Raw genomic sequence first — 24563 nt, forward strand, 5'->3', positions numbered from 1 at the left:
TCACCGGACTGTGAAGCTGCTGAGCGATGCTTGTGCGCAGCCATCACACTTCGCGCCTTTCGTCCGGGGGGAACATCACCATGAGTACTGTCCGAAGAGCTGTCATCGCACTCGTCGCCGTGACCGGGCTGGCACTGACGGCCTGTGGGCCCACCGAGGACGACGCGGCGGGCGGGGCCGGAGGGTCCACCGCGAGCCCCAAGAAGTCCGCGACCCCGTCCGAGCCGACCGCGCCGTCGGCGACCCCCGACAAGGACTCGTCCGGTTCCACGGACGGCTCGTCGCCCGACCCTGACTACGACGTCTTCCCCTGCAGCACGTTCGACGTGAAGGTCACCGCCACCCTGGCGGAGCCCACCACGAGCAGCTACCTGCTGAAGATCACCAACAAGGGAACCAAGGCGTGCAAGGCGCTGGGCCACCCGGTCGTCACCTTCGGCGATCTGGACGGGCAGGCGACGGAGCGGGGGGAGGCCCCCACCATCGAGGACGCGATCAGACTTGAGCCGGGTGAGTCGGCGTACGCCGGGCTCATGGGCGGCATCGACGACGGCACGGGGAAGACGGTCGATTCGATCGCCGTGACCATGAACACCGAGTCCGACCTGGAGCAGACGCCGGCCAAGGCGTCGACTCCCGGGCTGTACGTGTCACCCGACCACAACTCCGTGACCGCGTGGATGGGCAACGCGGAGGACGCGCTCAGCTTGTAACCGTGTGAGGGTGCCGTTGGTCGTGGCGCGCGTGCCCGAAGCGGCGTGACATGCTCCGGCAGGGCGCGGCCCCGGAACGCACCGCGTTCCCAGGCCGCGCTTGTGGGTGGGTCGGCCAACGGTTGCGTCAGCTCGGCCTGGGGATGATCGCCTGGCCGCCCGCGGTGGCCATCGCCACGTTCAGGGTGGTCGCCGAGGTGACGGTCCGGGTGCTGACGACGGGGGTCTGGTAGGTGCTGGTGCCCGGTGTGCCGTCGGCGCAGATCGTCGCCGTGTAGGTACCGGCGCCCAGGAAGGACAGCGGGAGCGCGAGGGTCCGGGCCGTCTCGTTCGTTGAAGTTCACTCGGGACGACTCGCAGATACAGGTGATGATCCCGTTGGAGAGGGTGGCGGTCAGCGGCAGGTCGGTCAGGGGACCGTTGTCCTTGCTGGAGGTGCCGGTGACCGGGCTGGACCCGGGGGCGACCGGGGTGTAGACGTACTCGTCGCGGGCGCTGTAGACGGTGGTGCCGTCGGGGAAGACGAACGCCGTCGGCTCGTCGGCTCGTCAGGTCGTCGGGGATGGTCGCGGTGCCGGTGTCGAGCAGGACGTAGCGGAGAGCCACACCGGCGTTGTAGGCGACACCATGGGCGCCCCGGGCCGCGTAGGGCGGCGAGGATACGGTCCAAGCCGGGCCGTGACGGCCTGACCTGGCGGGCCTCCGGATATGTCGGGTAGGGAGCTGATTGTCGCGGCGATCGATGCCGTGCACAATGCACGGGTCCGCTTCGCCCCCTGCGCGGTGGCGGTTTCTCGAGGAGGACGGGCCATGGTCACCGCATGGTGGTTGGCGGTGGCAGCGCTCGGCGGCGCGGGTGCCGCCGCCGTGCTGACGTGCATACGGATGCGCCGGGCCGCCACGGTCCGGGTGGCGGAGCTGGAGCAGTTGGAGCAGTTGGTGGAACGCCGGGCGGAGCAGGTGACCGCGCTCAGCCATGAGTTGCGGACGCCGCTCAGCATGATCAAGGGCGCGGTGGATCTTCTCCGGGAAGGGGCCCCCGGACCGCTGACAGCAGCGCAGGAGCGGTTGTTGCAGGTCGCCGACCACCAGTCCACCCAGGTCATCGGCCTGTGCGAGAGCCTGCTGATCCAGGCGAAGATCGAGGCGGGCCTGTTCACCCCACGCATGGAGAAGGTGGATGTGTCGGTCGTGGCGCGGGACGTCGTGACCGCGATGCGGCCGCTGTGCGCGCAGCGCGAGCAGCGGATCAGCCTGGACGTGCCCCAGGTGATGCCGCGCATCCCGGCGGACCCGATGCTGCTGACCCAGGCGCTGACGAACCTGCTGTCGAACGCGAGCCGGTTCACCACCACAGGAGGCAGCATCGACGTCCGGGTCGCGCTCATCGACACCGGGGTCGCCGTCTACGTCACCGATGACGGCGCCGGTATGACGCGGGCCGAGCGGCACCGGCTGTTCCACCGCTTCGCCACCGGGAGGCCGCTGGCCGACGGGACCGGCCTCGGTCTCGTGATCACCAAGACCGTCGTGGAGTTGCACGGAGGCGAGATCATGGTGCATACCGCGTCGACCCGCGGGACGACGTTCCTGCTGACCCTCCCCGACGCGTCATGACGGCTCCGGCACAGACGGCGGCGGAGCCGACCGCGTTGGTCGTCGACGACGAGCCGCAGATGACGATCATCATCGAGTTCGCCCTGCAGACACAGGGATTCACGGTGCTCACCGCGCACGACGGTGCCACCGCGTTGCACCTGCTGCGGACCCACGCCGTGGACCTGGTCGTGCTGGACGTGATGATGCCGGTGATGGACGGGCTCACACTGTGCGGGCGCATCCGGGCCCGGTCGGACGTGCCGATCATGCTGCTCACCGCTCTGTCGCAGCACGACGACGTCATCGCCGGCCTGGAGCAGGGCGCCGACGACTATGTGACCAAGCCGTTCCACCCGCGCGAGGTGGCACTGCGCGCCCAGGCCCTGGTACGCCGCCACCGCCGGGGCGGTGGCGCGGTGATCCGCGTCGGCCGTCTGGTGATCGACCCGGTGACGCAGTCGGCGACCCTGGCGGGGCGCCGGCTGGACCTGCCGTTCACGGAGTTCAAACTGCTGGCCCACCTGGCCACCAGCAGGGGAGGGCCGCAGTCCTGGCAGGAACTGCTGCGGGAGGTGTGGGGCACCGCCGACCTGCTGGGCGGACGGGACGTGGTGAAGTCCACGGTGTACCGGTTGAGGTCGCGGCTGGCCGGGGTGCCCGGCGGCGCGGCGTACATCCGGACGCTGCGCGGAGTCGGCTATCTGATGCCGGACCTTCCCCCCGACACCGCCGAGGAGAGTGGCTCCGGCGACGACGAGTCGGAGGACCCGTCCGCTGGGTGACGGCGCTGTCACCGAGGCTCACCGAGTCGTCACCGGCGCCCCGTTCACACGCTCCTAATGTGGCCGCAACATCGCTCGGCCGAGCCGGTACCGGCTCGAATACGCGGAGGTCAACGTCGTGACAGTCGTGACTAAGGGAAGACGATCGCGCCGCGGCGCACCACTGACGATGGCGCTGGCGGCCATGGTCGTCGCGGCCGCGAGCGGCTGTGCGCGGGACGCCGGTGACGTCAGCGCCGTCCAGGACGGCGGCGTGGTGCACGTCGCCTGCGGCGGGCCCGAGGAGTGGTGCGCCGCCACCACACAGGAGTTCACGAGGACGACCGGGGTGAAGGCCGACTTCGTCCGTCTCTCCAGCGGTGAGGCGGTGGCCCGTATCCAGGCCGGCAAAGGCAACGCCGAGTTCGACGTCTGGTACGGCGGGCCGGCCGACGGATACGCCGCCGCGGGCGACGGGGACCTGCTGGAGCCCTATGTGTCGAAGAACGCCGCCGCCATCCCCGCCAAGTACAAGGACGCCTCCGGCCTGTGGACCGGTGTCTACGTCGGTGCGCTGGGCTTCTGCAGCAACACCGAGCTGCTGGAGGAGAAGGACCTGAAGGCACCGCGGTCCTGGGCCGACCTGCTCGATCCGAAGCTGAAGAAAGACATAGGCATGGCGCATCCGTCCACGTCGGGCACCGCGTACACGACGCTGTGGACGCAGGTGCAGCTGGCCAACGGGGACCAGGACAAGGCGCTGAAGTACATGAGGGCGCTCCACCCCAACGTGCTGCAGTACACCAAGTCCGGCTCGGCGCCGGCGCAGATGACGGCACGCGGCGAGGTCGCCGTCGGCGTGATCTTCTCCCACGACTGCATCGCCACCCAGGAGGCCGGCTTCCCCGGCCTGAAGGTGACCTTCCCGTCCGAGGGCACGGGCTACGAGACCGGCGGCGTGGCGGTGGTCAAGGGCACGAAGAACCCCGAGAGCGCCAGGAAGTTCGTCGACTGGGCGCTCACGCCCGAGGCGCAGGAGGTAGGCCCCAGCGTCAAGGCGTACCAGTTCCCGACGCACCCGGACGCCAAGGTGTCGGACAAGGTCGTGGACCTGGCGAGCATCAAGGTCGTGGACTACAACGCGGTCGAGGCCGGGGCGGCCAAGTCGGCGCTGACCAAGCGGTTCGACGAAGAAGTCGCGCAGGCGCCGAAGTCATGACCACGATGCTTTCCGGCCGCGAGCCGTCCACCGTGTCCGAGGTGGCGGCTCCGCGGCGCCGCCGGGGCGACCTGGGTGTCCGGTCCCTGATCGCCGCCGTCGCCGTGCTGGTGGTGATCGGCGCGGTCGTACCGCTGGTCGCGGTGCTCGCCACCGCCTTCGCGCCCGACGCGCTGCCCCGCTACGCGGAGTTCTTCACCTCGTGGGTGGACCTCGCCGTGCTGCGCAACACCCTGGTGCTCGGCACCCTCGTCGGCCTCTGCGGTACGGCGCTCGGCTTCCTGTTCGCGTTCGTCCAGGCCAGGCTCGACGTGCCGGGGAAGAAGATCCTCCATGTCATCGCGCTGATGCCGATCGTCAGCCCGCCCTTCGCGATCGCCACCGCGACCGTGGTGCTCTACGGCCGGCGCGGTGTCATCAGCAACGGCGTGTTCGGGGTGGAATACGACATCTACGGCCTCGACGGGCTCGTGTTCGTGCTGTCGCTGTCGCTCTTCCCGGTGGCCTACCTGGGGCTGCTCGGCATGCTGCGGGGCCTGGACCCCGCGCTGGAGGAGGCGGCCATGAACATGGGCGCCTCCCGGTGGCGGATCCTGCGCACGCTGATCCTGCCGCTGGTGGCACCCGGCCTGGTCGCGCCGTTCCTACTGCTGTTCGTGGAGGCGATCGCCGACCTGGCCAACCCCCTGGTGCTCGGCGGTGACTACACCGTCCTGGCCGGCCGCGCCTATCTGGCGGTCACCGGCGAGTACGACATCACCGGAGCCGCCGTCTACTGCGTGATCCTGCTGGTGCCGTCGCTGGCGATGTACTTCGGGCAGCGCCGGTGGATGAACCGCAAGGTGCGCACGACCATCACCGGCCGCCCCTCCGGCAGCGTCCATCTGATCACCGGCTGGGCCCGGTGGCCCTTCTACGGGCTGGCACTGCTGACCGCCGCGGTGATCCTGAGCCTCTACGGCACGGTGATAGTCGGCTCCGTCACCCGGGTGTTCGGCGTCGACAACACCTTCACCCTCGACTATCTCGAGGAGGTCGTCGCCGGAGTGGGTGTCGAGGCGGTGCTGGACACGCTCAAGTTCGCCGCCATCGCCACGCCCGTCGCAGGCCTCGTCGGTCTGGTCATCGCCTGGCTCGTCGTACGGCACCTGGACCGCACGGCATGGCTGCTCGACCTCGGCGGCACCCTGGGCGTCGCCGTCCCCGGCACCGTCCTCGGCATCGGCTTCGTGCTGGCCTACCGGCCGGACCGGTGGATCGGCCCGGTTCACGCGTTCCCCAGCCTGGTGGGAGGCAGCGCCCTCGCAGGTGGCGCCGTCGCCATCGTCCTGGCGTACATCGTCCGCAGTGTCCCGGCGGGCCAGCGCACCGCGGTGGGCTCGCTCACCCAACTGCACCCCTACATCGAGCAGGCGTCCACGGACCTGGGAGCGAGCCCCCTGCAGACCTTCCGCCGGGTCACCCTCCCCTTGATCAGACCCGCGCTGCTCACCGGGCTGAGCTACAGCTTCGCCCGCAGCATGACCTCCGTCTCGACGATCGTCCTGCTGGTCACACCCCAGACGAAGATCATCACCTCCCAGGTCCTCAGCGCCGCCAGCACCGGCCGGTACGGCGTCGCCTTCGCCTACTGCACCGTGCTGACCGCCCTGGTGCTGGCGGGCTTCGCCCTCATCCGCGTCCTCGTCGGCACCGGCGCCGCCCTGCAGCGCACCGCCACCTCCGAAAGGCAGAAGACATGACCGCCGCCGCGCCCGAACTCATCACCCCGTCGGTGCGCGAGGCCGACAGCGGACACCTGCGGCTCGACGCCCTCACCAAGCGGTTCACCGGCCGCTCCGGCACCGTGACCGCCGTCGACAGCGTCTCGCTCGACGTCCAGCCCGGTGAGTTCATCACCCTGCTCGGCCCCTCCGGCTGCGGCAAGACCACCACTTTGCGGATGGTGGCCGGCTTCGAGGACTCCTCCAGCGGCAGCATCCTCCTCGACGGCAGAGCCCTCGACGCCATACCGCCGCAGCGCCGGCCCATGGCGATGGTGTTCCAGAGCTACGCGCTGTTCCCGCACATGACCGTGGCCCAGAACATCGCCTACGGGATGCGGCTGCAGGGACGTACGCGCGACGACATCGCCACCAGCATGCGGATGGCCGTCACCAGCATGAACCTGGTCGGGCTCGAGGACCGCAGCCCCCATGAGCTGTCCGGGGGCCAGCAGCAGCGGGTCGCGCTGGCCCGTGCCCTGGTGGTGCAGCCGAAGGTCCTCCTGTTCGACGAGCCGCTGTCCAACCTCGACGCCAAGCTCCGGGACGCGATGCGGGCGGAGATCCGGCGCATCCAGAAGATGTTCGGCATCACCAGCATCTACGTCACCCACGACCAGGACGAGGCGATGAGCATGTCCGACCGGATCGTGGTGATGAACAAGGGCAGGGTGGAGCAGGCCGCTGCTCCGGGCGAGATCTACGCCCGACCGGCCAGCGTGTTCGTCGCCGACTTCATCGGCCGGGCCAATTTCCTGGAGGCCGTGCCCGAGACGGTCAGTGGCGGCAGAGCCACCGTGACCGTGCTCGGCCGCCGGCTCACCGTCCCCGCGCATCCCAAGGTGACCGTCGGCGCCACCAACGCGTACCTGATGGTGCGCCCGGAGACCGTCCGGCTGTCCGCGGTCACCGACGCCGGCACCGGCCTCGGCGTGGTGCTGCGCTCCACCTTCCACGGCCCCACCATCGACTACGAGGTGGAGACGACCGGCGGCACCATCACGGTCACCGAGCCGGGCATCGACCCGCAGGAGGCACTGGCGGAAGGGACGAACGTCGACGTCGGCTTCGAGCCGGACCGGGCCTACCTGCTCACCCAGGGTTAGGTCGTCCAGGCATGTGAACCCAACGCCGTCCGCCCGCTGTCCGTCGGTGACGACCAGGGACAGCGGGCGGCGTCGGCTGTCCGCGCTCAGGTGGAGTGAGCTGGTGACACCGCCGCACGAGCCGCGCGACTCGCGAGCGACTCCTGCCGGTTCAGGGTGTGTAGACGGTGGGGCGGGGCGGGGTCGCCATGCCGCCGCCGAGGAAGAAACTGGGGTGCGGGGGCTGGTTGTACGCCGTGTTCTGCCAGGCGAGCGCGGTGCGGTACTGGGTGTCGTGGAGCAGTGTGGTGACACGGGTGCTGGTCTGGTGAGGCGTGCTGTAGATGCGCAGAGCCCGGTTGTCGGTGGTGGGCCAGACGACCTCCTCGCGCCAGTCGCCGAGGATGTCCCCGGACAGCGACGGCGTCGCCTTGGTGCCGTTGTTGGAGTGAACCGAGGCACCCGTCAGCAGACGGGTGTCACCGGAGGTGCCGTACTTGTCGATGCGGGTGCCGTCGAGGAGTTCGCGGATGGTGTCACCGTCCCACCACGACAGGAAGTTGATGCTGGACGGCTCCCGGCCCAAGGAGGCACCGGTCGCCGACCGCAGGGTGGTGTCGCTGGCCGACCAGGCCTCGGCACCCGGGCTGCCTGCGTAGATGTCGGCGGCGACCCCGCGGCCGTTGTCGGAGCCCGATGCCGTCCGCCAGAGGATCTGGCCGGTGCGCGCGTCGGCCATCCAGGAGCCGGGCTGGCCGGAGCTCTCGGAGACCTTGAAGTACTCAAGGCCCGCCCGGGACGGGTTGAGGTCGCCGACATGGCCCGCGTCGCCGTGGCCGGTCCTGGTGGTCCACAGCCCGGCGCCGTTGTCGTCCACGGTCATGGCGCCGTACACGATCTCGTCCTTGCCGTCGGCGTCGACGTCCGCGACGGACAGGCTGTGGTTGCCCTGACCGTCGTAGCCCTTGCCGCTGTTGCTGGAGGAGCTGGTGTCGAAGGTCCAGCGGCGGGTGAACTGGCCGTTCCGCCAGTCCCACGCCGCGACGACCGAGCGCGTGTAGTAGCCGCGGGCCATGATCAGTGAGGGGCGGGCGCCGTCGAGGTAGGCGGTGCCGGCCAGGAAGCGGTCGACGCGGTTGCCGTAGTTGTCGCCCCAGGAGGAGACGTTGCCGCGGGCCGGCACGTAGTCGACGCTCTGCATCGCCTTGCCGGTCTGGCCGTTGAACATGGTCAGGTACTCGGGCCCCGACAGGATGTAGCCGCTGGAGTTGCGGTGGTCGGCGGTGGCGCTGCCGATGACCGCGCCGGTGCCGTCCCTGGTGCCGTCGGCGGTCTTCATGGCGACCTCGGCCTTGCCGTCGCCGTCGTAGTCGTACACCTGGAACTGTGTGTAGTGCGCGCCCGAGCGGATGTTGCGGCCCAGATCGATGCGCCAGAGCCGGGTGCCGTCGAGCTTGATGCCGTCGACGATGGTGTTGCCGGTGTAGCCGGACTGGGAGTTGTCCTTGGCGTTGGTCGGCTGCCACTTCAGGACCAGGTCGAGCCTGCCGTCGCCGTCGAGGTCGCCCACGGAGGCGTCGTTGGCCTCGTAGCTGTACGACCCGCTCGGGGTCGAGCCGCCGGCCGGTGGCGAGATCGGCACGTCCAGGTACCCGGACCGGAACTGGATCGCGCGTTCGGACGCGGCCTGCTCGCCGCCGTTCACCACCGCGCGGACCGTGTAGTCGGCCGAGTCGGTGGCGCCGGAGTCGAAGTAGCTGGTCGAGGCGGTGATCGGCGTGGAGTTGAGTCTGGTGCCGCCCCGGTAGACGTTGAACGCCACGTTGTCGGGGTCGGTGGCCAGCCATCGCCACGAGACCAGATTTCCGTTGCTGGTGTGCGTGCTGGTCAGTCCTCGGTCGAGGCGTTCCACCTGTCGCGCGGTGGCGGCGTGAGCGGTCTGCGGCAGCCCGGTGAGCGCACAGAGGGCCAGTGCGGTGGCGGCGGTCGTGCCGGCGATGAGCCGCCTGTGCGGTCGGCGCCGTGAGCGGTGCGGGTCGGTCACGATGACCTCCGGGGTGTGGGGGGTGAGTGAGAGCGGTGTTCTGGCGGTAGGGCGCGAGGACAGTGGTTCACTCAGGCGTGCCTGGGAACGCTCCCATGAGATGGGAGCGTAAGAATGAGCTGAGACCCCGTCAAGGATTGTGTCGGTCTTTGATGTTCGGCCATGTTCGGACGCGTGACTTTCCTCTTCGCAGTTGATTGACAGGTAAGTGCCCGCCCGCGAAACTGCGTGCTGCGTTCGGGACGAATCTGTGATCGATCACATTCGACGGGGCCCCGCTGGGCCTTCGGCACGACCAGTACGAACCGGCAGATGCTCGGCCGCAAAGTTTCCACCCGATCTGGACTCCCTCACACGCCGTTGAGATGGATCTGCCGCGGCAGCGCCCTTCTTGAGGATGTGTCGCTCAACAGGCGGCATTCGCTTCAGTGTTGGTTGTTGTTGTACCGAAGGGAGGCGCACCACCATGCCGGAGGCACAGGGGCAGGGCCCGGCGGCTGGACCGCTGCGGCGCTTCGTCGCCGTGGCGGCGGTCGTTCTCGCGCGGTACCGCAGCACGTGCCCGTACGCGGCGATGGCAGGGGGTCGCGTCATCGACCGTCGAATCCGTCCGCGGTCGACGGGCCGTCCGCGATCCCTCGCATGGGCGCGTGGGACTCCGCCACCCGGCGGCCCACCGCCATCGTGAACGGCTTCACCCAGGCCTGAGCGACAAGCGAAGGCCTCAACCCGCACACCTCCGCGGTCAAGGACTCGCGGTCAAGGACTCGTGGTCAAGAAGGGACGAGTGATTGTAATGTACATGACACTACGGCACTGCTGTGGGCAAGGCGCCCGGCTGGGAGCGGCAGGCGTCCTGACCCTCGCGGCGCTGGCCGGTACCGGCGCGGTGCATTCCGCCGCCGCCGCACCACAGGCTTTGCCGGCCGGCTGTTCCGGCACCTCGCCGATCACCTGTCACTACGCGGTCTCGCCGGGCACCTACGACGTGACGGTCTCCCTCGGCGGCTCTTCCGCCGGGCAGACCGAGATGTGGGTGGAAGCGCGGCGCCAGATGCTTCCGATGACGAGCACGGCCGCCGGAGCCGTCGCCACGTACTCGTTCACCATCAACGTGCGCCAACCGGAGGGACAGCCGACCGGGCAGGGCGGCACCGGAAATCCCGGTCTGGACATGCGCTTCACGGGCTCCAGTCCACAGGTATCGGCCATCTCCGTGAAGCCGGCGAGCCAGCCGCTGGTCGCCTACCTGGCCGGCGACTCGACCGTGTGCGATCAGCCGGCCGCCCCCTACACCGGCTGGGGCCAGATGATCCCGACCGCGGTGCGCCCCGGCGCGGCCATCGCCAACTACGGCGACTCCGGCGAGAGTTCGGGAAGCTTCCTGAGCAACTCGGCGCTCTTCCCAGCCCTGCTGGCGAAGGTCAAGGCGAACGACCCTGTCTTCATCCAGTTCGGCCACAACGACAAACAGACCAGCGCGTCCGCTTACCGGAACAACCTCACCACCATGATCACGCGGGTCCGTGCCAGGGGTGGCGTCCCGGTCCTGGTGACGCCACCGGTCCGCAGGCTGTTCGACGGCAGCCGACTCACGTCCACGGCGCTGCACGTCAACGGCGTCGGCGTTAACCTGCCCGCGGAGATGCGCGCGGTCGGTACGGCGCAGCGGGTGCCGGTGATCGATCTGACCGCCAGGAGCAAGGCGCTGGTCGAGTCCCTCGGACCATCCGCCTCCGCACAGCTCTTCCTCCGTTCCTCCGTCGACGGCGTCACGGACAACACCCACTTCTCGCAGTACGGCGCGACCCGGATGGGCGGGCTGCTGCTGCAGAGCATCCGGGAACAGAACCTGCCCCTGGCCGCGTACCTGCGCTGACCACGCGTGCGACGGCGCCCTCCCTGGGAGAGAGACATGAAGAGATTGCGGACACTCATCACGACCGCGCTGGTGCTCGCCTTGTCGAGCCTCGGCATCAGCGCCGCCTCGGCGGCGGACAGCGCCGCGGCGAACTGCACCGCCCCCTCCCGCGCCATGACCCCGGCCGCACGAGCGGCGGCCGCGCCGGTCACCGTGTGGCTGGCCGGTGACTCCACCATGGCCAACCCCGGCTCCGCCCGCTGCCCGGTCGGCTGGGGCAGCCAGTTCGACGCCCTGTTCGACAGCGACGTGACCGTCAGGAACCAGGCCGTGGGAGGTCGCAGCATCCAGACCTGGCTGTACGAGGGGAACGTGAGCGGCACCAAGGGCTCGGACGGCGAGTGCCGCCTCACGTCCGACACGTACTCGTCACGCTGGCAGGCGATGCTGAACGCGAGCACCGGGATGAAGGCCGGCGACTACCTGTTCATCCAGTTCGGCATCAACGACTCCTCCTCGACCTGCCCCCGGCACGTCGGCCCGGCCCGATACCGGCAACTGATGACCGTGATGGTGCGGGCCGCGCTGGCCCGGGGCGCGCACCCGGTGCTGCTCACCCCGGTGGCCGCCATCACCTGTTCCGGCGGCACGGCGACGAAGAACCGCGGCTTCGTCAACGAGACCCTCGCCGTCGGATCCGCGACCGGCAGGCCGGTCATCGACCTGCAGACGCTGAGCGTGTCCCTTTACAACAGCCTGCGCTTCTGCCCGCACAACGGGGACTTCGGATCGGGCCCTGTGGGAGCCTTCTTCTGCGACGACCGCACCCACTTCGAAGCTTACGGCGCGCAGCGGATCGCCGGGCTGGTCGCCGGTGACGTACGCCGACAGAACCTGCCGCTGGCCGCGTACCTCCGGTAGCACAGGAGTGCTGAGTGCCTGTTGCTCGACCTCAGGGCTCGTGTGTCCTTACGTGCGACCGTACTCAGCGTCGGCTTGCGAGGCGTGGCTGTCATCAGCGGTTGGTACCGCCCGCTGCGGAACAGTGCGTTCCGGCAGCGTCGAGGGCGGTGGAGGAAAGAGTAGATCCTCAAGGGCTCCCAGGGCGAACGCCACCAGGAGCAGGACCTCCGGGACGAGCAGAGCGATCAAAGTCACGGTGCCTCCCGACAGAGCAGTGGGCACAGCCGCGGCGTATCCGCACGTCGTTCAGGCTCAGCATGCGCCCGACCGAGTGAGGCCGCACGCCGGAACCCGGCGCCGTGTAGGCCGATCGGGTGACGAGGGCGGTGTGAGGCTGCCGAACGCGAGAGTTCGCCGTCGGCCGTGGCCTACGGCGAACTCCGGCTTCCGGTCCTACGGCTCGTCCGCCGCCCCGGAGCGGCCCAATGATCCCTCGGAACGGTGGGCGGGTTCGTCAGACTGTCGCATCAGGATCGATGTCGAGAGAGGGCACCCCATGGGCACTTACGTCTCGGTTCGAGGGTGGTTGGAGTGCGACGAGACACAACTCGCCGCCATCCAACAGATCATCGACGCACATGACGACAACCACTACACCAATGGATGGGGCTCACCCCGCAAGCACGTCAACTGGACCCACTACCTCTTCTACGGCGCCGACATGCGCGCATCGGCCCTCGACTGGTTCACCGACCAGATCAGGGAGATGGCCCGACTTCCACCTTCCGACGGGGACGGAGACCTTGTGCAAGGTCTCTTCCTCGCCACCCACGAAGTCGAGGGGACGACGGAGTGGCAGGTCCGCGACGGCCGACTCTTCAATGCACCGGCCGATACCAGGCACCGTTACCTCGGCGAATAACCCGGTGCTGCGGGTCGCGGGCCCGGCCGTCGGCGCGGGCGCGGGCGTCGGCGGCTTCGGCGGGGGCACCTGCGTGGGTGTAGGCCTCGGCGGCCAGGGCGAAGTGGAAGCGGGCGGCGATGGGGTCGCCGCTGCTGCGGTAGGCGCCGGCGAGATTGTGCGGGGTCTGGCCGATCGCATACACATGGTCGTTCTCCTCGTGGAGCTCCAGAGCCCGGGTGTAGGCGTCGATGGCCTCCTGCACGCACCCTGCTCGGTCCAGGGCGTTGCCGAGGTTGTTCCAGGCCTGGGCCTCGCGATTGCCGTCACCGGTGGCGTGGAACAGGTCGCGGGCACGGGTGATCGCGTCGGCGGCCTCTTGAGCCCGTCCCGCGTGGCGCAGCGCCAGGCTGAGGCTGTTCCATACCGAAGCTTCGGCTTGTCGGTCGGGGCGAGGCCTCCCTGTCGGCGCTGGTGGGCCGCCTCGGCGTCGTGGGCGGCGGCCGGCCCTGACCCGCCCCATCAGGCAGGGACACTTCGGTACCTGGGCCTGGCGGAACGGTGCCGTCACAGCTCTCGTGGCGGATATGGTGGCCGTGACCGTCGGCGGGACGGTAAGTGGCCACCGCCGACGGTGGTCTCGGCAACGGCAACGGACTCGGTGGCGCCTACTTCGCCATGCTCCTGGGCCTGGCCGCCGTCACCCTGGCCTGGCTCGCCCGTTCGCGTTCCGGTTCCCACTGGTCTCACCGCGATTCCCGGGCAGTAAGGGTCGGCTGCGGTGCCGGCGGGATTCGAACCCGCGGACAGGTAGGGGCAGGCCCGCCCGGTTCCCGTCAGTCGACATGAGAGGGGACTCGCTCACGTCGATCGCAATGGGCCGCTCTGCCACGGCGCCGCAGCCTACGAGAATCGCGCGCGATCCCGCTCCGGCAATCGTAGAGACGCCGCCTTCCACTGACGAATCCTTGTCCGACCCTGGAAGTGTCATTCGGTGATGTCGGGGTTGCTGTGAAGGATGTCCTCGGTGGTCTGCCAGAGCCGGGGCAGGAACCAGGTCACCTCTTCGGCCCGGTGGACGAGGTCACGGGAGGAGCCGATGCCGAGATCGGTGACGGCTGCTTGGAAGGCTGGGGCGAGAGCTTCGTGCAACCGGGGGGCATCGGCGGCCAGGACGGTGTGGCAGCGGGCGAAGGTCGCGGTGATCCAGAAGACGGCCTCGTGATGGTCGCCCGAGTCGATGAGCCTCTGGCTGCCGGCGATCGCGATCGGCCGTGCGGTGGGCGTGATGTCGCTGCTGAAGAAGAACGGGGTCTTCGCCACTTGGACGGTGGCGTCGAACGTCGCGGCGAGTTCACGCAGATGGTGCTGGACACGTCGCGCGGGCAGGTGTGAGCAGCCGAGGAGGTTCAGAAGTTCCGGGTAGAGGCCGAGATGGCCGTAGTCGGTGAGGACCTCGCGAGCGGCCGGATAGCGCAGACGGACGGTGGGGTTGCGCAGCGCGGCGACGAGAAGGACGTGGCAGGTCACGCCGGTCGGGAACAGCCAGGAGAGCACCTGCGCGTGGAACGGAGCCGAGGTGTCGATCGCGGCGAGGCGGGTTTCGATCCGGTGGCGGGCATCCTGGCATCTGCGGCGGACCCAGGGGCGAGCGGCGAAGTGGTGCGAGACGTGTGCGCGCAGTGTGCGCAGGTCGCCGGTGGGGTCGTCGATGATCGTGTCGGTGCGGAAGCTGCCGGCCAGGTGGTAGGACGCCAGGACGTCGTCGGCGGAGGCGAGTTCGTTCCAGGGCAGATAGCTGACTTCCAGCAGTGCGCCCTGGTAGCGAAGTTTCCCTGGCTTGGCCGGCGGGTCCTCCTGAGCGGTGACGACGACGATGTCGATGTCGGAGGAGGGCGACAACTCCGCGTCGTCCGGCAGCCCGACGGTCGAGCCGCTGAAGTACGCACCCCGGTAGCCGGCATCGGGTCGGGCATGCTGGGCAACCCACCGGATCGCGGCGGAACGTGCGAGTCCGACCTTCACAGTCGACTGTCCCTTCTCCCCGGTGACGTCTGCGAGATCTCTCATCGTCCCAGAGCCTGAGGTCGAGGGGGCGACGCCACCTGGTCCAGCGAGTTCACGGGCGGGACCTGCCGGTCGCAGGGGCTGACAGGTCGTCCGGCCGACAGTTCCTCGTGCTGTCGGGTGGGGTCGGACGGGTGCGGACCGTCAGGCGGCGACCCGGTCGGTGCGGGTGTTGGTGAACTCGCGGAGGCCCGCGGCGGTCAACTCCCGGCCGTGGCCGCTGCGTTTGATGCCGCCGAACGGCAGGTGCGGGTCGCCTCGCCGAGGTGAGTGAGTCCGGAATGACGCCACTCGTGAAGGTCCCAGCCCGTGCCGCTCTGGCCGTCGAGGGCGGTGTGCTCGTCCAGCAGCATGCGGGGCCTGCCCGTACGACAGCCGGACCAGCCCGGTGTCCGGGCACACGTCGCGCGGGCTGACGACCTTGCCGGGGCCCGGCCTGCGGTGGGTGACGAACACCGGCCCGCGCGTACGGCCCTTGAGCAGGCGGGGCAGCAGGCGGGCGGTGCCGGCGTCCCAGTACAAGGTCTCCAGCACGTAGTCCTTGCGCACGGCGCCGCGGCGGCGCCGCGGCGGCGGGTGCGCGGCCGGGCGCCCTTGGCCTTCACCGGGGCGCGGCGCCCGGCGAGATCCAGTTCCTCGATGTTGACGCCGAGGATCTCCTCCGACCGCGCGACGGTCTCGTACAGCATCCGCCAGAGCGTCTTCTCCCGGAGATGGACATCGCGGCGGGCGAACAGCCGGTCGATAGCCATCTTCGAGCGGGCCGGGGTCTCGGAGTCCGGCGGGGTCAGCCGCTTCGCCCACGCCGGCACCGTCGGGCCGTCATACCCGTGCTCGCCGCACCAGCTCAGCCACGACAGCACTGGCGCCCGGCGGGCGTTCCAGGTGTTAACCGCCGCCTCACCCCACAGCTGTTCGAGGACGCCGCCGATCTCGTCGTCCGCGACCGTGGCGAGCGGGCGGTCCTCGCCGTTGCGGACGGCGACCGCGCTGATGCCGTGCTCGTGGGCCCGCTCGACGCCCAGACGCGTCGCGCGGCCGGTGAGGACCTGTCCCAGTCCGGTGCTCGTGGCCGTCCACCACGAGCACCGCGCCGTTGTCGCTGACGACCTGTCGGGCGGCGGTCGCGGCGGTCGCGGCGGTCGTCCCGCTCTCGATGCGAGTGAGGTACCACGGCAGGCGCAGCATCCCGTGCGAGGGGTGTCCCCACAGTTCGGCGGTCACCAGCGTGTCCGCGAGCAGACGGGCGTCCTCGCGCGGAACCCCGTGGGCTTGGGTGGTGGCGGCGAACCCCAGCAGGTCCACCGCCGATGACGGTGTGCGGCATCAGCCGGTCTCACCTTCACCAGCGAGGTATCCACTCCTGTATACAGAAGGGGGTGTCGAGGGGACCAGCACGTCCGCGAGCGGATCGACTCCGCTTGGCGGCACAACTGGGTTCGCGTCAGCCGACGATGCCCATCTCTACCTCGGGGCCGAGCGAGAAGTCGTGGGCGGTCAGACTGTCGAGGTGGGCTTGCAGCGTCTGCGCCAAGTGGTGACGGCAGGCCGCCGACGCGGCTTGTGCGTCGCCCCGCGTGATGGCCTTCAGCATGGCGCGATGCTCCTCAAGTGACGTCAGCATGCGACGTGGCCCGCTGTGGGAGAGATGCCGCAGCCGCGCGGTCTGGCTCCGCAGATCACTGATCGTGCGGGCGAGGTAGGGATTGCGGCACGCCGCGACGACCGCCTGGTCGAACATCTCGGTCAGATCGTAGAAGCCCTGGTCGACCCGCTCCTGCTCGGCCGCGCTCAGTGCCCGGAAGGCCGAGTCGAACTCGTCAAGCTGCTCCAGGAGTTCCCGGAACGGCACCAGCACGCGGTCGTCGACAGTACCTGACGTCGCGACCGAAGCCGTCGCCTCCGGTTCCAGCAGCATCCGGAACTCGAACAGGGCGCGCACCCCGCCCAGCGAGATCGACGCCACGCGGGCCACCTCACCCGGCACGAAGTCCACCAGCCCCTCACGGGCCAGCCGCCGGATCGCCTCTCGCACCGGCGTACGGGACGCGCCCAGCTCCTCGCCGAGTTGCACCTCGCTCAGTTTCGCGCCGGGGCGCAGCCGTAGCGACTCAATATCACCTCTCAGCCGCGCGTACACCGCTTCGCTCTTGCCGGTGGCCCGGACCATGGATACCCCTAGTCGTCTACCCGCACATTGAACTGTATACAGCCTAGAGCCGAGGAGTGCGCCGTCTCCAGCAGCCCGGGGCCACCCCCCGCAAGGTCGCGGTGGGCGTGGCTGTGGAGGTCGGCGCAGTGTGTGGTGAGGCGCATCGGGCGGATGCTGTCGTGTCGAGGGTGCTTCCGGTCCGGAGCTGAAAGGGGTGCGGGACGACCGGGGCCGCGTCGGGTTCGGCGCCCCGCGAACCGTGCTCGCCGACCCGGATCGGCTGCCGAGCCGCTGGGCGCTGGATGGCCGCGACCGGGGTCGGCTGACCCCGGTCGTCCGTGGAGGCGGCTACTTCATCCCGGTGGTGGCGATTCCCTTGACGAGGTAGCGCTGACCGACCAGGAAGACGATGAAGACCGGGATCAGCGTGACGACGGACATCGCGAACAGCGATCCCCAGGAGGCTCCGCTGGTGGCGTCCACGTAGTTGCGCAGGGCCACGGGCGCCGTCTGCAGTTCCGGCTTGGTCAGGTAGATCAACTGGCTCAGGAAGTCGTTCCACGTCCAGATGAAGGTGAAGATGGCGGTGGTGGCCAGGGCCGGCAACGAGATGGGCAGCAGGATTTGGAAGTAGATGCGCCAGTACCCGGCTCCGTCGATCTTGGCCGCCTCGTCCAGTTCGGTGGGCAGACTCCGGAAGAACTGGATCATCAGGAAGATGAAGAAGGCGTCCGTGGCGAGGAACTTGGGGACGATCAGCGGGAGAAACGTGTTCACCCATCCGATCTCCGAGAACATCACGTACTGCGGAATGATGAGTACGTAGATCGGCACCATCAGGGTCAGCATCATCATGCCGAAGAAGAAGGGCCGCCCGCGGAACTTCAGCCGCGCGAAGGCGTAGGCCGCCATGGAGCAGCTGACCAGGTTGCCGAGCAGTGCCCCCAGGACGACGATCGCCGAGTTCAGCAGGTACGCCCCGAACGGGTGCGACAGTGCGTTCCAGCCGTCGGCGTAGTGCCCGAAGTCGGTCTCCGTGGGCAGCAGGGAGGGCTCACGGAAGATGAGAGCGTCCGGTTTGATCGAGCTGGCGATCATCCACAACAGCGGGTAGACCATCACGAGCCCGAAGGCGATCAGCACGATGTGCTTGATGAGCGCGCGCATCCGAGCCACCCGCCTACGGCGCTGCGCGGCGGGAGCAGGCGCAGGTGTTGGAGCAGGCGAAGGAGTGTCTTCGGCCTTCACGAGTGTCATCTCACTTACCGTCACCGTAGAACACCCATCTCTTGCTGAAGTAGAAGTTGATCGCGGTCAGGACGCCGACGATCAGTACGAGCAGCCAGGCCATGGCCGAGGCGTAGCCCATGTGGAGCCGGCCGAAGCCCTCCTCGTACAGGTACAGCGAGTAGAAGAGGGTCGAGTCCGAGGGGCCTCCCGTCCCCCCGCTGACGACGAATGCCTGGGTGAAGGACTGGAAGGAGCTGATGACCTGCAGTACGAGGTTGAAGAAGATGATCGGAGTGAGCAGTGGCACGGTGACGTGCCGGAACTGGTGCCAGCGGCCGGCGCCGTCGAGGGCGGCCGCTTCGTAGTACTGCTCGGGGATCTGCCGCAGACCGGCCAGGAAGATCACCATCGAGGAGCCGAAGGTCCACACGTGCAGGACGACGAGGCTGTACAGCGCGGTGTCCGGGTTGGAGATCCAGCCGGGGCCGTCGATGCCGAACAGTCCGAGGAACTTGTTCACCAGGCCGTCGGTGCCGAAGACCTGTCGCCACAGGATGCCCACCGCGACCGAGGCGCCGAGGAGCGACGGCAGATAGTACACGGACCGGTAGAACGCCAGCCCCCTGATGCCCCGGTTGAGGATCATCGCCAGGGCGAGGGCGACCGCCAGCAGCAACGGCACGCTCAGTGCGACGTAGGCGAAGGTCACGCTCAGGGACGTGCGCAATCGGGGGTCGTCGAGCATCTTGCTGTAGTTCTCGAAGCCCACCCACTCGGGAGAGCTCAGCAGGTTGTAGTCCGTCATCGAGAAGTACAGCGAGGCGATCATCGGGCCGAGCGTGATGCCGGCCATGCCGACGAACCACGGCAGAAGGAAGACCCATGCGGTCCGTTCTTCTTTTCTGGCCGCCTGGCTGAGGGGTCTGCGAAGCACAGTCATCGTCCTCGGGTTCTTGGCTCGGGTGCGGGTTCAGGAGGTGCTGGACGACGGTTCGTCGTGCTGCGGTGCGGCCGTCGGAGTGCGTACGACGGCGACGTCCGCCGCGTCGAGGACGAGCGTGTCCCCGGCCTGGAGGCGGCGTCCGGTGAGCAGTTCGGTGCCGGAGCGGTCGAGGGTGACGACCGCCTTGTCCTGCCGGTGGTTCAGCAGGAACAGGTACGTGTTCGTCTCCGTCCGTCGCTCGGTGACCTCGACGCCTCGTGGTGCGGCGTGCACCGGTCGCACTCCGGCACGGTCCAGGACGTGCCGTACCAGTGCTTCGAGGGCGTCGTCGTCCAGACGGGTGCCGACGTACACGGCGCGGCCCCGGCCCAGTTCGTGCTCGACCACCGCGGCCTTGCCGGCGAGATGGCCCTTGCGGTAGACGGCGAGCGGTCGGGCGGTCTCCGTTTCGAGGTCGTCCTGCCACGCCGATGCGGTCGCGAGGAGACCGTTCAGCGCGGACCGGTCGGCTGCCGCCTGTACCGGCACGGTGGTCTCGGGGGGCAGCGGGGAGAACTCTTGGACATGCGCGCCGATGATGTCGCGCAGGGCCCCGGGGTATCCGCCTTCCACGATCCGGTCGTCCTCGTCGGCGATCCCGGAGAAGTACGAGACGACGAGATGGCCGCCGTCCTCCACGAACCGCCGTACAGCCGCGCTATGTTGACGGGTCATCAGGTATTGGTTGGGGACGACCAGAACGCGGTAGGGCGACAGGTCGTCGTCGAGGGTGACGACGTCGACGGCGACCTGGCTGTTCCATAGGGCCCGGTAGTGCCGGGCCACGGTGTCCCGGTAGTCGAAGGTGTTGTCGGGGTGGGCGCAGCCTTCCACGGCCCACCAGTTCTGCCAGTCCCACACGATCGCGACGTGCGCGCCGGTCCGTGCCGTGGCGACCTCGTCGACGGCCCGCAGCTCGTTACCGAGCGCCTTGACCTCCTGCCATGTACGGGTCTTCTCACCGCCGTGCGGGAGCATCGCCGAGTGGAACTTCTCCTGTCCCTGGCGTGAGGCCCGCCACTGGAAGAACATCACCGCGTCGGAGCCGTGCGCGACGGCCTGGTAGGAGCCCAGACGCATCCGGCCAGGCTGCTTGACCTGGTTGGTCTTCCACTGGCTCACCGCGCCGGCCGCCTGTTCCATCAGCATCCAGGGTTGGCCGCCGCGCAGGGAGCGCATCAGGTCGTACTGGAAGGCGGCGGTGACCAGGGAGTGGGGCTTCCCCGGGTCGGGGTAGCAGTCGAAGGCGGCGACGTCGAGTTCCTTCGCCCACCGGTGGCTGTCGGTCAGCCGGCACCCGAAGAAGTTGGTGGTCGCCGGAACGTCCGGCGTGATGCCGTGGAGCAGGTCGCGCTCCTGCGTGACGAGTTCGAGGAGGAGGTCGGAGGTGAAGCGGGAGAAGTCCAGCTCGCGGGAGGGATTGACCCAGCCGCGCACGGGCCGGGGAAGGTGCACCTGGGACCAGTCGCTGTAGAGCTGGCTCCAGAACGCCGTGCCCCAGCGGTGGTTGAGCTCGTCCAGGGTGCCGTAGCGCTGCCGCAGCCACGCGCGGAAGCGGTCGTCGCACAGGTCGCAGAAGCAGTCGGAGTGGTACTCGTTGCCGATGTGCCACATGGCCAGAGCGGGATGGTTCCCGTACCGCTCGGCCAGCGCGGTGGCGATGCGCCGGCTGCGGTCCCGGTAGACCGGGGAGGAGGGGCAGAGGTGTCCTCGACTGCCGATGCCGTGCCGCACTCCCTGCCGGTCCACCGACAGGATCTCGGGGTGATCCGTGGCGAGCCACGGAGGTGGCGCGGCGTTCGGTGTCGCGAGGTTGACATGGATGCCGTTCGCCCACAGCAGGTCCATGATCTCGTCGAGCCATGAGAAGTCGAACTGGCCGTCGGCGGGCTCCAGCATGGCCCAGGAGAAGACGCCCAGGCTCACGAGCCGCACGCCCGCGGCTCGCATGAGCCGGACGTCCTCCTGCCACACCTCCCTCGGCCACTGCTCCGGGTTGTAGTCCCCGCCGTAGACGACTCCCGGCAGTCGACTGCGAAAGGTGTTCATGCGCGGATCTTTCGTGCGCGGATCGGACACGGCGGGGATTCCTTCCGGAAGCGCTACTACACGTGGCAGCTCAGAGCTGGGACTTGATTTCGGAGATGAGCTTCTTGGCCGCCGCCTTCGGCGACAGACGGTCGAACAGCACGTCCTCGTTGAGGCGCTGGAAGATCTCGGGGACCGCAGGACCGGCCTTCGGGTTGGCCTTGTGCACCGGGGTCGGCTTCAGGGCGTTGGCACGGCTCAGATAGTCGGCGATCCGCTTCTCCGCAGGGGACAACTCGGGCGTGATCGCCTTGAGCACGTCGGGGTTGACGGGAACACCACGGTCGAACTTCCCGATCTTGCCCGCCTCGGGGGAGTTGACCAGGAAGTCGAGCAGCTGCGCGGCCTCCTTGGGGTGTTCCGTCCGCGCCGAGGCGCCGTAGAAGACGCCGGGCTTGGTGTAGGCGCCGACCTGGGCGGCACCGTCCTCGCCGGGGAAGAGCAGCAGCTGGGTCTCGCGCCCACCGGCGGTCTCCAGCGCGCCGAGCTGGGTGACGGACATCTCGGTCATCGCCGCCTTGTGCTGGGCGACCAGGTTCTGCTCGATACCGGCACCCGACGCCAGGGCCTCGACCGCGGCCTCCGGGCTGGTCGTGCCACCGCTGTCACGCAGCTTGAGGACCCATTCCCAGTAGCCGGCCATGTTCTTCTCGGTGAAACCGATCTCGCTGCCATCCTCGTTCCACCAGTCCTCACCGTGCTGCCGCAGCCAGGGGCCCACCATGTTGGGGTAGAGAGGCAGCACACTGCCGACCAGCTTCGACTTCGACTTGGCGATGGCCTTGGCGGTCTTCACGTAGTCGTCCCACGACCACTTGGTGTCGTCCGGAATGGGCACACCGGCCTTCTTGAACGCCGCCGGATCCACGGCGACGCCGAACGCGCTGTCGCCGGCCGGGACGCCGTAGAGGCCGTCCTTCACGGTCGTCGCCGCCATCGAGTTCGGGGGCAGCTTGTCGGTGTTCAGCACGTCCTTGACCTTCTTCAGGTCCATCAGCTGCCCGTTGTCGATGTACGAGTACATGAACGGGTCCGTGATCTGCAGGACGTCGGGCATGTCACTGGCCGCGGCGCTGGTCGACAGCTTCTTCCAGTAGTCGTCCCAGTTGGAGTACTCGACCTGGACGCTGATGTTCGGGTGCTCCTTCTCGAACAACGCGATCATCTGCTTGGTCTGCTCGTGGCGGACGTCCGACCCCCACCAGTTGAACCGGATGACGGTCTTGCCGCCGTCGTTGCCGGAGGAGTCCGCGGCGCAGCCCGCGGACAGGACGAGGGCGAAGACCGAACAGGTCAGTGCGACCGCACGGAGTCGGGAGCGTCTGCTCGGACGGGACGAGTGGTTCATGGTGGGGCTCCTCTGCTGCCATCACTGGGCGATGCGCCCAGACGGGGGAAACGTCGTCTCAGGAAGCCGGCGTAGGACGCCGGCCGTCTCGCCGCGTGGCGGCCAACTACACAACTCGGCTGCTTTGCGGGCCGCGAAAGTTACTTGCGATCCGATTGCCCGCCGCTGGCCCGGCTCGTAGCGAACCCGGATGGGCTGCAGCGGCTGTGACAGGGATTTTGTGAACGTACGCTGGAGCCTTGGTTCGGTGTGCCGAGCTCATCCGCGGGGTTGACCGCGAGCGTCGCGCCGAGTTGATGGCTGTGTGCGTCAGCAATAGTGAACGTTCACGTGGCGAGCGTAGTAACCGGCCACATCTCGGTCAAGAGGTCTCTACATAACGCTTGGGTACTTAGTGCGACTTCACCGGTTCCGGGCGGGTACGGAAGCGGAACGGACCGTGCGGGAACATGCCGGGTCGGCGCGTTCCGCGCGGTGCGGACGGGGGTTCGGGCGCGTCCATCCGCCCGGACGCCCGTTGTACGACGGCCGGATGGTGTGGCCGACGGGCTACATGGTGTGGTTCGTCCTCGCTGGTCCGGACGACTCGCGCAGCACGAGGCGGCAGTCGAGGTCCAGACGCAGATCCGGCTCGGTCTCCTCGCGGATGCGGGCGAGCAGGGCCCGCATGGCCCGTCGGCCCAGGGCCTCGCGGTCGAGGTCCACGGTGGAGATGGACGGGTTGAAGTACGCGGTGAACTCCTGGTTGTCCCAGCCGAAGACGCTCACGTCCTCCGGGACGCGCCACCCGCGGTCCTGGAAACCACGGATCGCGCCCATGGCGACGTCGTCGTTGGCCGCGAGGACCGCGGTGACGCCGGAGTCCGCCGACAGGCCTTGGGCCGCCTCGTATCCGGACCGCACGGACCAGTCACCGTCGATGACGGCGTAGTTCTCCAGGCCCCGCTCGGCGACCGTCCGCAGATAGACCTCGCGTCGCTTGCGTGCCGACATCCAGTCCGTGCTGCCGGCGACATGGACGAAACGCCGATGGCCCAGGGAGACCAGGTGATCGATGATCATGGCGGCCGGCTCGCCGTCAGCCGTGATCCCGTGAGACCGCATCTGGTCGTCGTACTCACCTATGACGACGGTCGGAGTATGGTCCAGCCCCAGCTTCTCCAGGTCGCCGATGGGGGTGAAGGTCAGCACTCCTTCGGCCTGACCGGAGTCGAGCAGGGCACGGACGCGGTCGCCCCTGACCCGTTCGTCGCCTTCCAGGCCGACGATGTCCAGCAGGTAACCGGCCGCCTGTGCCTCGGCGGACGCTCCCCGCAGGATCTGCGAGGGCACGAAGGTCGTCATGGCCGGCAGGACCACGGTGACACGGTTCGACTTGCGGGTGCGCATCGACCGCGCCACCAGGTTGGGCCGGTAGTCCAGGTCGGCCACGGCCTGCTCTATGCGGGCCACCGTCTGCGGCTTCAGGCCGCCGTTGCCCCGCAGAAAGCGCGAGACGGTCTGATGCGACACCCCCGCGTGCGCCGCGACGTCGAGGATGGTGGGACGCTTTCCGGACGGCGGCTTCGGCCGCTTCACGTCCCGCTCCGCCTTCTCCGGTCCCGTGTCCGTGTCCACCGTGCCGCCCCCCGCCGCATCTCCACGCCCCGCACGCCCATCGGTACTGTACTGCCGAGTTCGCCATGGCAGACCGTGCCCTTTCCTCTTTCCGTCCCGCCGGAGCCCACCGCATCGGCCGGTCGAGCCCGGCTGCCGCGCTGGTCGTCCGGCCCGGCCGGCCGCATGGTCCCTGTACGGGCCGTGCGGCCGGCCGCCGAGTCCGCCGTCACCAGGCGGCACGCTTTCCT

21 protein-coding genes and 1 pseudogene are annotated in these 24563 nt (G+C 68.9%); 10 read left to right on the forward strand and 12 right to left on the reverse strand.

The window, feature by feature from the left end:
* The first annotated feature begins 80 nt into the window (after positions 1–80).
* Complete coding sequence (locus ACFY9I_RS21700; protein ID WP_391003953.1) at positions 81–713, forward strand: DUF4232 domain-containing protein; 633 nt, start codon at positions 81–83, stop codon at positions 711–713.
* A gap of 127 nt (positions 714–840) precedes the next feature.
* Here the strand turns inward: ACFY9I_RS21700 and ACFY9I_RS21705 are convergent, their stop codons facing one another.
* A complete protein-coding gene (locus ACFY9I_RS21705) occupies positions 841–1014 on the reverse strand; it encodes a glycoside hydrolase family 97 C-terminal domain-containing protein (RefSeq protein WP_391004261.1) in 174 nt (57 codons plus the stop codon).
* A gap of 509 nt (positions 1015–1523) precedes the next feature.
* On the opposite strand from ACFY9I_RS21705, the gene ACFY9I_RS21710 reads away from it, so the two are divergent.
* The 5 genes from ACFY9I_RS21710 to ACFY9I_RS21730 all read left to right on the forward strand — a co-directional run bounded on the left by ACFY9I_RS21710 (position 1524) and on the right by ACFY9I_RS21730 (position 7161).
* Positions 1524–2330, forward strand: a complete 807-nt coding sequence (locus ACFY9I_RS21710) for an ATP-binding protein (RefSeq protein ID WP_391003955.1) — start codon at positions 1524–1526, stop codon at positions 2328–2330.
* Positions 2327–3094 (forward strand): response regulator, encoded by a 768-nt coding sequence (locus tag ACFY9I_RS21715; protein ID WP_391003957.1) that lies wholly within the window; start codon positions 2327–2329, stop codon positions 3092–3094. Before ACFY9I_RS21710 ends, ACFY9I_RS21715 begins: the two co-directional genes overlap by 4 nt.
* A gap of 118 nt (positions 3095–3212) precedes the next feature.
* Positions 3213–4292, forward strand: coding sequence for an extracellular solute-binding protein (locus tag ACFY9I_RS21720; protein WP_391003960.1), 1080 nt, complete (start codon positions 3213–3215; stop codon positions 4290–4292).
* On the forward strand, positions 4289–6034 hold the full coding sequence (locus ACFY9I_RS21725; protein ID WP_391003963.1) for an ABC transporter permease subunit: 1746 nt from the start codon (positions 4289–4291) through the stop codon (positions 6032–6034). The genes ACFY9I_RS21720 and ACFY9I_RS21725 overlap by 4 nt, the downstream gene beginning before the upstream one ends.
* Entirely contained in the window at positions 6031–7161 is a 1131-nt protein-coding gene (locus ACFY9I_RS21730) for an ATP-binding cassette domain-containing protein (RefSeq protein ID WP_391003965.1), read from the forward strand. The genes ACFY9I_RS21725 and ACFY9I_RS21730 overlap by 4 nt, the downstream gene beginning before the upstream one ends.
* 151 nt (positions 7162–7312) lie before the next feature.
* On the opposite strand, the gene ACFY9I_RS21735 is transcribed toward ACFY9I_RS21730, so the two are convergent.
* Positions 7313–9184, reverse strand: coding sequence for a rhamnogalacturonan lyase (locus ACFY9I_RS21735; RefSeq protein ID WP_391003967.1), 1872 nt, complete (start codon positions 9182–9184; stop codon positions 7313–7315).
* 802 nt (positions 9185–9986) lie between these two features.
* Between ACFY9I_RS21735 and ACFY9I_RS21740 the strand changes: the two genes are divergently transcribed.
* From ACFY9I_RS21740 to ACFY9I_RS21750, 3 genes are all read left to right on the forward strand, one after another.
* The gene (locus ACFY9I_RS21740) at positions 9987–11063 is read left to right on the forward strand and encodes a GDSL-type esterase/lipase family protein (protein WP_391003968.1); all 1077 of its coding nucleotides are present in this window, start codon (positions 9987–9989) and stop codon (positions 11061–11063) included.
* Positions 11064–11099: 36 nt separating this feature from the next.
* On the forward strand, positions 11100–11966 hold the full coding sequence (locus ACFY9I_RS21745; protein ID WP_391003970.1) for a GDSL-type esterase/lipase family protein: 867 nt from the start codon (positions 11100–11102) through the stop codon (positions 11964–11966).
* Between the two features lie 538 nt (positions 11967–12504).
* A complete protein-coding gene (locus tag ACFY9I_RS21750; RefSeq protein WP_391003972.1) occupies positions 12505–12870 on the forward strand; it encodes a hypothetical protein in 366 nt (121 codons plus the stop codon).
* On the opposite strand, the gene ACFY9I_RS21755 is transcribed toward ACFY9I_RS21750, so the two are convergent.
* Positions 12827–13372, reverse strand: coding sequence for a tetratricopeptide repeat protein (locus ACFY9I_RS21755; RefSeq protein WP_391003974.1), 546 nt, complete (start codon positions 13370–13372; stop codon positions 12827–12829). The genes ACFY9I_RS21750 and ACFY9I_RS21755 overlap by 44 nt on opposite strands.
* A gap of 95 nt (positions 13373–13467) precedes the next feature.
* Here ACFY9I_RS21755 and ACFY9I_RS21760 point away from each other — a divergent pair, with 95 nt between their 5' ends.
* A complete protein-coding gene (locus ACFY9I_RS21760; protein ID WP_391003977.1) occupies positions 13468–13698 on the forward strand; it encodes a DUF6223 family protein in 231 nt (76 codons plus the stop codon).
* Positions 13699–13836: 138 nt separating this feature from the next.
* Here the strand turns inward: ACFY9I_RS21760 and ACFY9I_RS21765 are convergent, their stop codons facing one another.
* The 9 genes and pseudogenes from ACFY9I_RS21765 to ACFY9I_RS21805 form a co-directional block, all read right to left on the reverse strand.
* A complete protein-coding gene (locus ACFY9I_RS21765; RefSeq protein WP_391003978.1) occupies positions 13837–14919 on the reverse strand; it encodes a hypothetical protein in 1083 nt (360 codons plus the stop codon).
* 257 nt (positions 14920–15176) lie between these two features.
* Positions 15177–15899, reverse strand: a pseudogene (locus ACFY9I_RS21770) (site-specific integrase); the annotation flags it as partial.
* Positions 15817–16221, reverse strand: a complete 405-nt coding sequence (locus tag ACFY9I_RS21775; protein ID WP_391003980.1) for an Ldh family oxidoreductase — start codon at positions 16219–16221, stop codon at positions 15817–15819. The gene ACFY9I_RS21775 and the pseudogene ACFY9I_RS21770, both read right to left, overlap by 83 nt.
* Before the next feature lie 139 nt (positions 16222–16360).
* Positions 16361–17086 carry an FCD domain-containing protein gene (locus tag ACFY9I_RS21780; protein ID WP_391003982.1) on the reverse strand — a complete coding sequence of 242 codons (726 nt, stop codon included), beginning with the start codon at positions 17084–17086 and terminating at the stop codon, positions 16361–16363.
* Positions 17087–17416: 330 nt separating this feature from the next.
* A complete protein-coding gene (locus tag ACFY9I_RS21785) occupies positions 17417–18235 on the reverse strand; it encodes an ABC transporter permease subunit (RefSeq protein ID WP_391003984.1) in 819 nt (272 codons plus the stop codon).
* Positions 18236–18326: 91 nt separating this feature from the next.
* Complete coding sequence (locus ACFY9I_RS21790; protein ID WP_391003987.1) at positions 18327–19238, reverse strand: ABC transporter permease subunit; 912 nt, start codon at positions 19236–19238, stop codon at positions 18327–18329.
* Positions 19239–19268: 30 nt separating this feature from the next.
* On the reverse strand, positions 19269–21329 hold the full coding sequence (locus ACFY9I_RS21795; protein WP_391003989.1) for a beta-galactosidase: 2061 nt from the start codon (positions 21327–21329) through the stop codon (positions 19269–19271).
* Between the two features lie 70 nt (positions 21330–21399).
* The gene (locus tag ACFY9I_RS21800; protein WP_391003990.1) at positions 21400–22716 is read right to left on the reverse strand and encodes an extracellular solute-binding protein; all 1317 of its coding nucleotides are present in this window, start codon (positions 22714–22716) and stop codon (positions 21400–21402) included.
* Positions 22717–23265: 549 nt separating this feature from the next.
* Complete coding sequence (locus ACFY9I_RS21805; RefSeq protein ID WP_391003992.1) at positions 23266–24333, reverse strand: substrate-binding domain-containing protein; 1068 nt, start codon at positions 24331–24333, stop codon at positions 23266–23268.
* Positions 24334–24563: the final 230 nt, after the last annotated feature.

Origin of the sequence: Streptomyces sp. NPDC012510, from assembly GCF_042955065.1 — a bacterium.
In the GTDB taxonomy this organism is placed as follows: domain Bacteria; phylum Actinomycetota; class Actinomycetes; order Streptomycetales; family Streptomycetaceae; genus Streptomyces.

What these genes read in the sequence shown, in the direction of transcription:
- ACFY9I_RS21700 (WP_391003953.1), top strand. Translation starts at nt 81, where the DNA reads ATGAGTACTGTCCGAAGAGCTGTCATCGCACTCGTCGCCGTGACCGGG.
- ACFY9I_RS21710 (WP_391003955.1), top strand. Translation starts at nt 1,524, where the DNA reads ATGGTCACCGCATGGTGGTTGGCGGTGGCAGCGCTCGGCGGCGCGGGT.
- ACFY9I_RS21715 (WP_391003957.1), top strand. Translation starts at nt 2,327, where the DNA reads ATGACGGCTCCGGCACAGACGGCGGCGGAGCCGACCGCGTTGGTCGTC.
- ACFY9I_RS21725 (WP_391003963.1), top strand. Translation starts at nt 4,289, where the DNA reads ATGACCACGATGCTTTCCGGCCGCGAGCCGTCCACCGTGTCCGAGGTG.
- ACFY9I_RS21730 (WP_391003965.1), top strand. Translation starts at nt 6,031, where the DNA reads ATGACCGCCGCCGCGCCCGAACTCATCACCCCGTCGGTGCGCGAGGCC.
- ACFY9I_RS21740 (WP_391003968.1), top strand. Translation starts at nt 9,987, where the DNA reads ATGACACTACGGCACTGCTGTGGGCAAGGCGCCCGGCTGGGAGCGGCA.
- ACFY9I_RS21745 (WP_391003970.1), top strand. Translation starts at nt 11,100, where the DNA reads ATGAAGAGATTGCGGACACTCATCACGACCGCGCTGGTGCTCGCCTTG.
- ACFY9I_RS21750 (WP_391003972.1), top strand. Translation starts at nt 12,505, where the DNA reads ATGGGCACTTACGTCTCGGTTCGAGGGTGGTTGGAGTGCGACGAGACA.
- ACFY9I_RS21755 (WP_391003974.1), bottom strand. Translation starts at nt 13,372, where the DNA reads ATGGGGCGGGTCAGGGCCGGCCGCCGCCCACGACGCCGAGGCGGCCCA.
- ACFY9I_RS21765 (WP_391003978.1), bottom strand. Translation starts at nt 14,919, where the DNA reads ATGAGAGATCTCGCAGACGTCACCGGGGAGAAGGGACAGTCGACTGTG.
- ACFY9I_RS21780 (WP_391003982.1), bottom strand. Translation starts at nt 17,086, where the DNA reads ATGGTCCGGGCCACCGGCAAGAGCGAAGCGGTGTACGCGCGGCTGAGA.
- ACFY9I_RS21785 (WP_391003984.1), bottom strand. Translation starts at nt 18,235, where the DNA reads ATGCGCGCGCTCATCAAGCACATCGTGCTGATCGCCTTCGGGCTCGTG.
- ACFY9I_RS21790 (WP_391003987.1), bottom strand. Translation starts at nt 19,238, where the DNA reads ATGACTGTGCTTCGCAGACCCCTCAGCCAGGCGGCCAGAAAAGAAGAA.
- ACFY9I_RS21795 (WP_391003989.1), bottom strand. Translation starts at nt 21,329, where the DNA reads ATGAACACCTTTCGCAGTCGACTGCCGGGAGTCGTCTACGGCGGGGAC.
- ACFY9I_RS21800 (WP_391003990.1), bottom strand. Translation starts at nt 22,716, where the DNA reads ATGAACCACTCGTCCCGTCCGAGCAGACGCTCCCGACTCCGTGCGGTC.